Raw genomic sequence first — 7765 nt, 5'->3', positions numbered from 1 at the left:
TCGGGCTAGCCGCCGTGCAGGACGACTGCCTTCAGGGATTCTGGTGCGCGGCGTGCCAGGGTCAGGGCCGACTCCGTCTGCTCCAGGGTGAACCGATGGGTGATCAGCGGATCCGTGGCCACGGCACCCGAGGCAATCAGCGCCAGCGCCGTGGGGTAGGTGTTGGCGTAGCGGAAGACCCCCGTGATGGAGAGCTCGCGCCCCTGCACGAGGGGGACGCTGATCGAGACCTGGTCAGCTCCCATGCCCACCAGCACGGCCCGCCCGGCGGGAGCCAGCGCCCGCAGGCCCGACTCCACTGCCGGGCCGGCGCCCGAACATTCCAGCAAAACGGTGTGGCCACCAGGCAGATCGCTATCGGCCGACGCCGTCTGGAAACCCAGCTCCCGGGCCACCTTCAGCCGGTACCCACTCAGGTCGGTGATCGTGACCTCGGCGGCGCCCTGCGCCCGCGCCACCTGTGCCGCGAAGAGCCCGATGGGACCGGCCCCTGTCACCAGCACCCGATCCCCGGCAGTGATGCCCGCCTTGCGCGCGGCCCAGACGCCCACGGAGACCGGTTCGGCCATGGCTGCCTGCTCGAAGGCCAACCCGTCGGGGGCCCGGTGCGCGAAGTCGGCGTCGATCACCACGAACCCGGCGATCGACCCATCCACGGGCGGGGTGGCAAAGAAGACGACGTCGGGACACAGGTTGTAACGCCCGGCCCGGCACTGCTCACAGCGTCGACATGGGACCCCCGGTTCGAGCGCGACCGTCTCGCCGACGCGCCCGGCATCGACGTCGCTGCCCACCGCCGTGATGACGCCCGCCGATTCGTGGCCGATGACCATCGGCGCCTCCAGGACGAAATCGCCGATCCTCCCGTGCTCGTAGTAGTGCACGTCCGAACCGCAGATGCCCGTGGCCCTGACGGCGACCAGGACTTCGTGGGACGCGGGCACCGGGACGGGCCGGTCCTCGATGGCGACCTCGCGGATGCCGCGCAGGACGGCACTGGGGTTCTTCATGCTTGCCCCTTCTCGGCCGGGCGGCGGGTATAGGTCATGATCGCGTTGCCGCCGTCGAACCTCCTGAGGTCCTCGAGCTCGAAGAGCGTCGGCGCAAATGCCCCGGAGAAGGCCGATCGGCCGGCACCGGCGACCACCGGATATTGCTTGACGATGATCCTGTCGATCTCCGGCAACAGCACACCGGCAAGTTCCCCGCCGCCGGCCAGGTAGATGTCCAGTGGGGAGTCCTCGGACTTCAGCGACCGGATCGCCCGCACGGGGTCCTGTGACACCACGGCCACCGCGGGATCCAGCTGCTGAATGCTGCGCGAGACGACGACCTGGCGCAGGTGGGAGTAGGGACTGGTGATGCCTTCGGCGATCGCCGGTTCATAGGTGCGCCGCCCCATCACCACCGTGTCGAACGTCTTCAACGGCGCGTCCGCCAGGCCCACCTGGGAGCGGATGTGGGACGGGATCGTATCCGGGTACTCGGCGAGCATATGGGCCATGTACTCGTCCGAGCTGGGATAGAAGTCGATCTCGTCGCCCGGCCCGGCGATGTAGCCGTCAATGGATACGGCGATGTAGTAGACCAGTTCGCGCATGGACTGCCTCCCGTTCGGTTCCCCCGACACTACCGGCGGGCGGTCGGCACGGGGAAGAGCCACGCGCCGACCGCGGGACGGAGGGCACTCCATGCCCCCTGGATCAGGCGGGCTGGCCCGCCAGGCCCGCCATTTCATCGGCATCCGACTGCGGAACGCGCATCTCGAAGGTGTCCGTGACGACCGTGTAGTCGTAGTAGCCCATGCGGGCAATGGGCTTGACCTTGGGGATGTCGATCCGTCCGTCGGGGGTCAGCGCCGACTCGTCGAGGTGGATCCGCTCGACGGTTGCGTAGACGACGTCGATGCTCCCGACCTTGGAGTTGCCGGGCAGCCGGTGGGTCGAGAGGTACTTGCATTCGTAGTGGAAGGGGCTCTCGGCCACCATGGGCGCCGCGGACAATTCGGCGCTGCGCCGGGTGATGTTCAACCGGTCGAATTCGCTTTCCCCGCGGGGCAGTGCCATCGCACTGGTGTTGACCGCCTCACGGAGGTCCCACGTGGCCATGTTCCAGACAAACCAGCCGGTTTCCTCGGCGTTGATGACGGTGTCCTTGCGTCGACCGTCTGGATACTGGTTGGCCGCGAACATCACCATGGGCGGATCGAAGGTCAGGTTCTGCCACTGGCTGTAGGGGGCGATGTTGTCGACGCCGTCCACGCTGGTGCTGGACAACCAGCCGATGGGTCGGGGAACGGTGAGCGCCTTGAACGGGGCGAAGGGCAGCGGGCTTTTTTCGGTACGCGGATCGTATTTCATGAGGTTCCTTATCGGGATCGGTGAGGTGCTTAGCGGGTGGGGTTCATCAGGTCGGTGTCGTGGGCGCCGGGGTACTGCCGAAGGGCCTTCCGTGCCGGTGAGAAGACGTAGTAGCCGGCGCCGGAGACGACCAGGCCGATCAGCCAGGCAATTTCTGCCCCGCCGAGCCAGTCGGCGATCGGGCCAACGTATAGCGAGCTGTTCATGAAGGGGATCTGGACCAGGACGCCGGCGATGTAGGCGCCGATGGCCACGATGTTGGCCTTGCCGTATTCGCCATCGGGCTGGAAGAGGGCCTCGACGTTGTAGCGCTCCTTGCGGACCCAGTAGAAGTCGACGAGGTTGATGGCCGACCACGGCGTCATGAAGTAGAGCAGGAACAACAGGAAGTTCGTGAAGGTGGAGACGAAGTTGTTGGTCGCCGCCAGGGCCAGGCCCAGGGCCGCCGCCGAAATGAGCAGGATGTAGATGGTCCGCCCCACTCGTCCCACCAGTTCGGTGCGGGTGATCGCGGTGACGATGGTCGCCAGTGACATGAATCCGCCATAGGTGCTCAGCGTGTTGCCGGTGAGCTTGCCGCAGATCACGGCCAGGAGGACCAGCCAGGCGAATTTTCCGCCCAGGTCGGCAAGGTATCCCACCTGGTTGGCGCTGAAGCTGTCCCCGCCCAGCGTGGCGCCGAGGGCGCCCAGCGTCATGGCCAGGGAGCCGCCGATGACGCTTCCGGCAAAGGTCCAGCCCATGGTGGCCTTCTTGGAGGTGTTGCGGGGCAGGTACCTGGAGTAGTCGGCAATGTAGGGACCAAACGTCAACTGCCAGGATGCGGCCAGGGATATCCCCAGCACGAAGGGAGCCATGGCGAAGCCGGCATCCTGCGTCAACATCCCGGCGCCGGGACCGGCCAGGATGCGGATGAACAGCACGACGAAGACCAGTGCGCTCAACGCGGTGGCCACCTTGGAGAACTTGTGGATGTACCGGTAGCCGACGATGGCGAGCAGCGTCGAGAGCGCCGCGAAGATGATGGCGCCCGCCTGGGTGGGGATGTGGAGAAGATCCCCGATGGCCTGGCCTCCGAGTACCAGTCCGGTGGCATAGAAGCCGAGGTAGATGATCAGGGACAGGATCAGCGGCAGGATCGCTCCGTAGTAGCCGAACTGCGCCCGGCTTTGGATCATCTGGGGAACACCGAGAACCGGCCCTTGGGCCGAGTGCAGCGACGTGACGAACCCGCCCAGGATATTGCCGATCACCGCGGCCGGGATGGCCCACAGGGCGGAGTTCCCCAAGACGACGAACAGCGAACCGGTCACCACCGCCGTGATGGAGGTGTTCGCGGCGAACCAGACGAAGAACAGGCTCCGGGGTGAGCCGTGCCGCTCGGCGTCCGGGATGAAATCTATGGTGCGTTTCTCTATCCGGGGTGGGGTGTTCAAGGGAAGCCTCCGTATCAAGGGGTCGGGCTGCCCGTCAGGAAAGCGATGTGCAACCGATATATCGGTAACATATGGGTAAGATCACAAGAAGTCAATGGGTTGTCACCTACGTTGGTGCCAGGGGGGTTCCACTCCCCCGTCACATTGGGGAACAGTCACGGGAGGTCGGAGATGCCAGCCATGGGGAAGGCCGAAAGCGCGTACGCGGAGTTGGAACGGATGATCGTTTTCCAGGAGATTGCCCCGGCGTCGCTGGTCTCCGAGTCACGCCTGACCGAAATGACCGGGTATGGCCGCACCCCGATCCGCGAGGCCCTGCAGCGCCTGGCACGTGAACGGATGGTGCAGATCCACCCGAACAAGGGGGTGCTCATCCCCGCCACCTCCGTGGAGTCCCAGCTGCGGCTGCTGGAAATGCGCCGCGCCCTGGAGGTCCTCGCGGTCACCCTGGCCTGCCAGCGGGCCGGGGCAGATGATCGGGAGCACATGACGGCCATGGTGCGCCGCTTGAAGGAGGAGACCTTCACATTGGTGTCCTACCTCGAGACCGTGAGCACAACGCACCACCTGATCACCGCAGCCGCCGACAACGACTATGTCTCCGAGGCATTGGCCCCGGCCCAGGCATTGTCCCGAAGATTCTGGATCGCACACATGCGGGACCCGGAACACCACATCCACGTGGGAGCACGACTCCACCAAAGGATCCTCCAGGCGATTCTCGCGGCCGACGAGACGGGCGCTACCACCGCTTCCACCGCCCTGAATGACTATCTCGTCGAATTCGCCTACGGCAGCCTCGCCCCCTCACCGCGCACGGGAAAGGCCTCCACCCCGGCGTCCTGAAGGGATACGGGGCGGAATCAGGTCGCCTCGAGCAGCCCCATGAACATGGTGCGGTGCAGGACGTCGACATGGCGCCGGGAAATCTCCACGGACCGCACCACATCCCGGTCACGAAGGGCGGCCACCAGTTCGACATGGTCGGCGTTGGCAGCATGCAGTTCATGGATCGGATACGGGATGAAGTAGGCGTAGAGCTCGGCCAGGGTGCGATGATATTGCTCCGTGGCGCCGTTCATCCCGGCCGCCGTGCCGACCAATCGATGGAAATGCTCGTCGGCCTGGTGGTATTCGGCCCAGGTCGCGGAGGCCGCCATCTTCGCGGCCAGCTGATCGAGCTCGGCCAACTGGCCCTCCGTGGCGGCCAACGCCGCGAAATGCGTGACCGAACATTCGAAGAGCACCCGCCGGTCCACGAGCTGGTGCACTGCCTCGAAGTCGGTGGACCCCACGGCGAGCGCCCGCAGGGCCTCAACCGGTGGTTCGTCGGCCACGAAGGTCCCACCATGGCGGCCACGCCGGCGCACCACGATGCCCTCGTCGGCCAGGCTGGTCATCGCCCGACGGGCCGTGATCGTGGAAACCGAGAGGCCGGCAGCGACTTCCTGCTGATCCGGCAGGCGCTCCCCCGGTTTGAGCAGCCCCAACGAAACGGCCACCCCAATGCGCGTACGCACGGCGTCGATGGCGGTGATCCTCTCGATGCCGGCCAGTACGGCGCCGCCGATGGGCGACTCGCCTTCCGCTTGCGCCGAGGCGTCCTCCCCGCCGGCGGGAACTTCGTCGGGCACGCTCATCCCCTTACCCTAGGTCCGTCGTCGGACATGTTTTCTATTCGTTCATTGTGATCTATTATGTTCCGAGTCACAACAACGTTCGGAGTCGCACATGCCCTCGACACTTCCCCTCGTCGCCGTCCAGGCGCCGCCCCGCCTGATCGGCACACCCCTCGCGGACTTCGCGGCCGAGGTCTCCGAGGTCCTGGCCGCCCATCCCACGGCGCGGCTGGTGGTCTTCCCCGAGCTGCATCTGTTCGGGGACGGATCCCCGGATCTGCAGCGCACCGAGGCGCTGCAGGGCGCCGCCGAGCCGCTGGACGGCCCGCGCGTGCATGGCCTGCGGGAGATCGCCCGGGACCTGGGCATCTGGCTGGTTCCCGGCAGCGTCTGCGAGCGCGGACCGGCCGGCGAGCTGTTCAACACCGAACTGGTCATCGCCCCCGACGGCCGGATCGCCGGCACGTACCGCAAGATCTTCCCGTGGCGCCCCCACGAGCCCTACGACCCGGGAGCGGAGTTCGCCACCGCGGAGCTGGAGAACACCACCGTGGGCCTGAACATCTGCTACGACGCCTGGTACCCCGAAACCACCCGCCAGCTGGCCTGGATGGGGGCCGAGGTCATCCTCAACGTCGTGAAGACCACCACCGCGGACCGCGCCCAGGAGCTGGTGCTGGCGCGGGCCAACGCCATCGTGAACCAGGTCTTCCTGGTCTCGGTGAACTGCGCCGGGCCCGTGGGCCGGGGCCAGAGCATCATCGTGGGTCCCGAGGGCGAGGTGCTCGCCGAGGCGGCGGGCGCCGACCCCGAGCTGCTCTTCGTCGAGCTGGACCTCACCGCCATCGACCGCGTGCGCACGAACGGCACGGCGGGGGTGAACCGCATGTGGTCGCAGTTCCGGCCCGGCGAGGCGCCCATCCACCTTCCGGTCTACGACGGGCGCATCAACCCCGCCAGCTGGACCCCGACGCACCGAACCCCCAGGAGCAACGCATGAGCAACGCACCGGCCCTCACCCGCACCCTGAAGCTGCCCTCGCTGGTCCTGTTCGGGTTGGCCTACCTGACGCCACTGATCGTGTTGGGCATCTTCGGGGTGATCGCCGAGGAAACCGGCGGCGCCTCCTCCGCGGCCTATCTCGTGGCGATGATCGCCATGCTGTTCACCGCCCACAGCTACGGGCGGATGGCCATCACCCACCCCGTTGCCGGTTCCGCCTACACCTATGTGCGCCGCTCCATCGACCCGCGCGCGGGGTTCCTGGTGGGCTGGGCGATCCTGTTGGACTACCTGTTCCTGCCCATGGTGATCTGGCTGATCGGCGGCTCCTACCTCAACGCCCAGTTCCCGGGCATCCCCATGGCCGTGTGGATCATCGGGTTCATCGCCATCACCACCGCACTGAACGTCCTGGGCATCCAGGTCGCCGACAAGGCCAACTACATTCTCATGGCCTTCCAGCTGCTGGTCATCGTCTTCTTCGTCGCCCTGTCGATCTCCCATGTGGCCTCCGGCGCAGGGGCCGGCGGCCTGGTCAGCGCCGGACCGTTTTCCAACCCCACGTCCAGCTTCGGCACCATCACCGCGGGGGCAGCGATCGCCGCCTACTCGTTCCTGGGGTTCGACGCAGTGACCACGCTGACCGAGGAGACCATCGAGCCGCGCAAGAACATGCCGCGCGCCATCATGCTCATCGCCCTGATCGGTGGCGGCATCTTCGTGATCGTCTCCTACACCACCCAGCTGGTCCATCCCGGCGGCGTCTTCGACGATTCCTCCTCCGCAGCCAGCTCCATCGCCCTGCAGATCGGCGGGACCTTCTTCGGCGCGGTGTTCCTGGCAGGACTGGTCGTGGCGCAGTTCGCCTCGGGGCTCGCCGCCCAGGCCAGCGCCTCCCGCCTGCTCTACGCGATGGGCCGCGACTCGGTCCTGCCCAAGGCGGTCTTCGGCCGGCTCAACGCCCGCTTCCACACCCCCGTGGTGAACCTGGTCATCGCCGGTGCCGTCGGGTTGATCGCGATCTTCATGGACGTGGCCACCTCGACGTCGTTCATCAACTTCGGCGCCTTCACCGCCTTCACCCTGGTCAACGTCTCCGTCGTGTTCCACTATGTGCGGGCCCAGCGGGCCGGGTACCGGCTGAATGTCTTCAGCTGGGTCGTGATCCCCTCCATCGGCGCCGTGATCTGCGCCTTCCTGCTCTCCCAGCTCGACGTCCACGCGCTGACCCTGGGCGTGATCTGGTTGGTCGTCGGCGTCGTGGTGCTCGGCTTCATCACCCACGGATTCCGGACGGCACCACCGGAGATGGCCTCCGAGGACATGGCAGGCTAGATACCCACACCAC

Annotated in this window: 8 protein-coding genes; 3 read left to right on the top strand and 5 right to left on the bottom strand. The window is 66.6% G+C overall.

Going from position 1 to position 7765, the window contains the following annotated elements:
• Nucleotides 1-5: 5 nt before the first annotated feature.
• The 4 genes from ABD088_RS07865 to ABD088_RS07850 form a co-directional block, all read right to left on the bottom strand.
• A complete protein-coding gene (locus tag ABD088_RS07865) occupies nt 6-1010 on the bottom strand; it encodes an NAD(P)-dependent alcohol dehydrogenase (protein ID WP_343901279.1) in 1005 nt (334 codons plus the stop codon).
• On the bottom strand, nt 1007-1600 hold the full coding sequence (locus tag ABD088_RS07860; protein ID WP_343901278.1) for a dihydrofolate reductase family protein: 594 nt from the start codon (nt 1598-1600) through the stop codon (nt 1007-1009). The genes ABD088_RS07865 and ABD088_RS07860 overlap by 4 nt, the downstream gene beginning before the upstream one ends.
• 103 nt (nt 1601-1703) lie before the next feature.
• A complete protein-coding gene (locus ABD088_RS07855; RefSeq protein WP_343901276.1) occupies nt 1704-2360 on the bottom strand; it encodes a flavin reductase family protein in 657 nt (218 codons plus the stop codon).
• A 29-nt stretch (nt 2361-2389) separates the two neighbouring features.
• Nucleotides 2390-3796, bottom strand: coding sequence for a purine-cytosine permease family protein (locus ABD088_RS07850; RefSeq protein ID WP_343901275.1), 1407 nt, complete (start codon nt 3794-3796; stop codon nt 2390-2392).
• A 171-nt stretch (nt 3797-3967) separates the two neighbouring features.
• On the opposite strand from ABD088_RS07850, the gene ABD088_RS07845 reads away from it, so the two are divergent.
• Nucleotides 3968-4642 (top strand): GntR family transcriptional regulator, encoded by a 675-nt coding sequence (locus ABD088_RS07845; RefSeq protein ID WP_343901274.1) that lies wholly within the window; start codon nt 3968-3970, stop codon nt 4640-4642.
• Nucleotides 4643-4659: 17 nt separating this feature from the next.
• Here the strand turns inward: ABD088_RS07845 and ABD088_RS07840 are convergent, their stop codons facing one another.
• Nucleotides 4660-5436, bottom strand: coding sequence for a FadR/GntR family transcriptional regulator (locus ABD088_RS07840; RefSeq protein ID WP_343901273.1), 777 nt, complete (start codon nt 5434-5436; stop codon nt 4660-4662).
• Between the two features lie 91 nt (nt 5437-5527).
• On the opposite strand from ABD088_RS07840, the gene ABD088_RS07835 reads away from it, so the two are divergent.
• Together ABD088_RS07835 and ABD088_RS07830 are read left to right on the top strand one after the other, a co-directional pair.
• Complete coding sequence (locus tag ABD088_RS07835; RefSeq protein ID WP_343901271.1) at nt 5528-6415, top strand: carbon-nitrogen hydrolase family protein; 888 nt, start codon at nt 5528-5530, stop codon at nt 6413-6415.
• On the top strand, nt 6412-7752 hold the full coding sequence (locus ABD088_RS07830) for an APC family permease (protein ID WP_343901270.1): 1341 nt from the start codon (nt 6412-6414) through the stop codon (nt 7750-7752). The genes ABD088_RS07835 and ABD088_RS07830 overlap by 4 nt, the downstream gene beginning before the upstream one ends.
• Nucleotides 7753-7765 lie beyond the last annotated feature (13 nt).

The sequence above is a fragment of the Arthrobacter rhombi genome (genome assembly GCF_039526245.1).
GTDB lineage: Bacteria > Actinomycetota > Actinomycetes > Actinomycetales > Micrococcaceae > Arthrobacter_H > Arthrobacter_H rhombi.
Note: the sequence above shows the minus strand (reverse complement) of the source record. Positions and strands in the feature narration are given on the sequence as shown.

Coding starts and splice junctions, on each gene's coding strand:
- ABD088_RS07865 (WP_343901279.1), bottom strand. CDS start 1,010: ATGAAGAACCCCAGTGCCGTCCTGCGCGGCATCCGCGAGGTCGCCATC.
- ABD088_RS07835 (WP_343901271.1), top strand. CDS start 5,528: ATGCCCTCGACACTTCCCCTCGTCGCCGTCCAGGCGCCGCCCCGCCTG.
- ABD088_RS07840 (WP_343901273.1), bottom strand. CDS start 5,436: ATGAGCGTGCCCGACGAAGTTCCCGCCGGCGGGGAGGACGCCTCGGCG.
- ABD088_RS07845 (WP_343901274.1), top strand. CDS start 3,968: ATGCCAGCCATGGGGAAGGCCGAAAGCGCGTACGCGGAGTTGGAACGG.
- ABD088_RS07830 (WP_343901270.1), top strand. CDS start 6,412: ATGAGCAACGCACCGGCCCTCACCCGCACCCTGAAGCTGCCCTCGCTG.
- ABD088_RS07855 (WP_343901276.1), bottom strand. CDS start 2,360: ATGAAATACGATCCGCGTACCGAAAAAAGCCCGCTGCCCTTCGCCCCG.
- ABD088_RS07860 (WP_343901278.1), bottom strand. CDS start 1,600: ATGCGCGAACTGGTCTACTACATCGCCGTATCCATTGACGGCTACATC.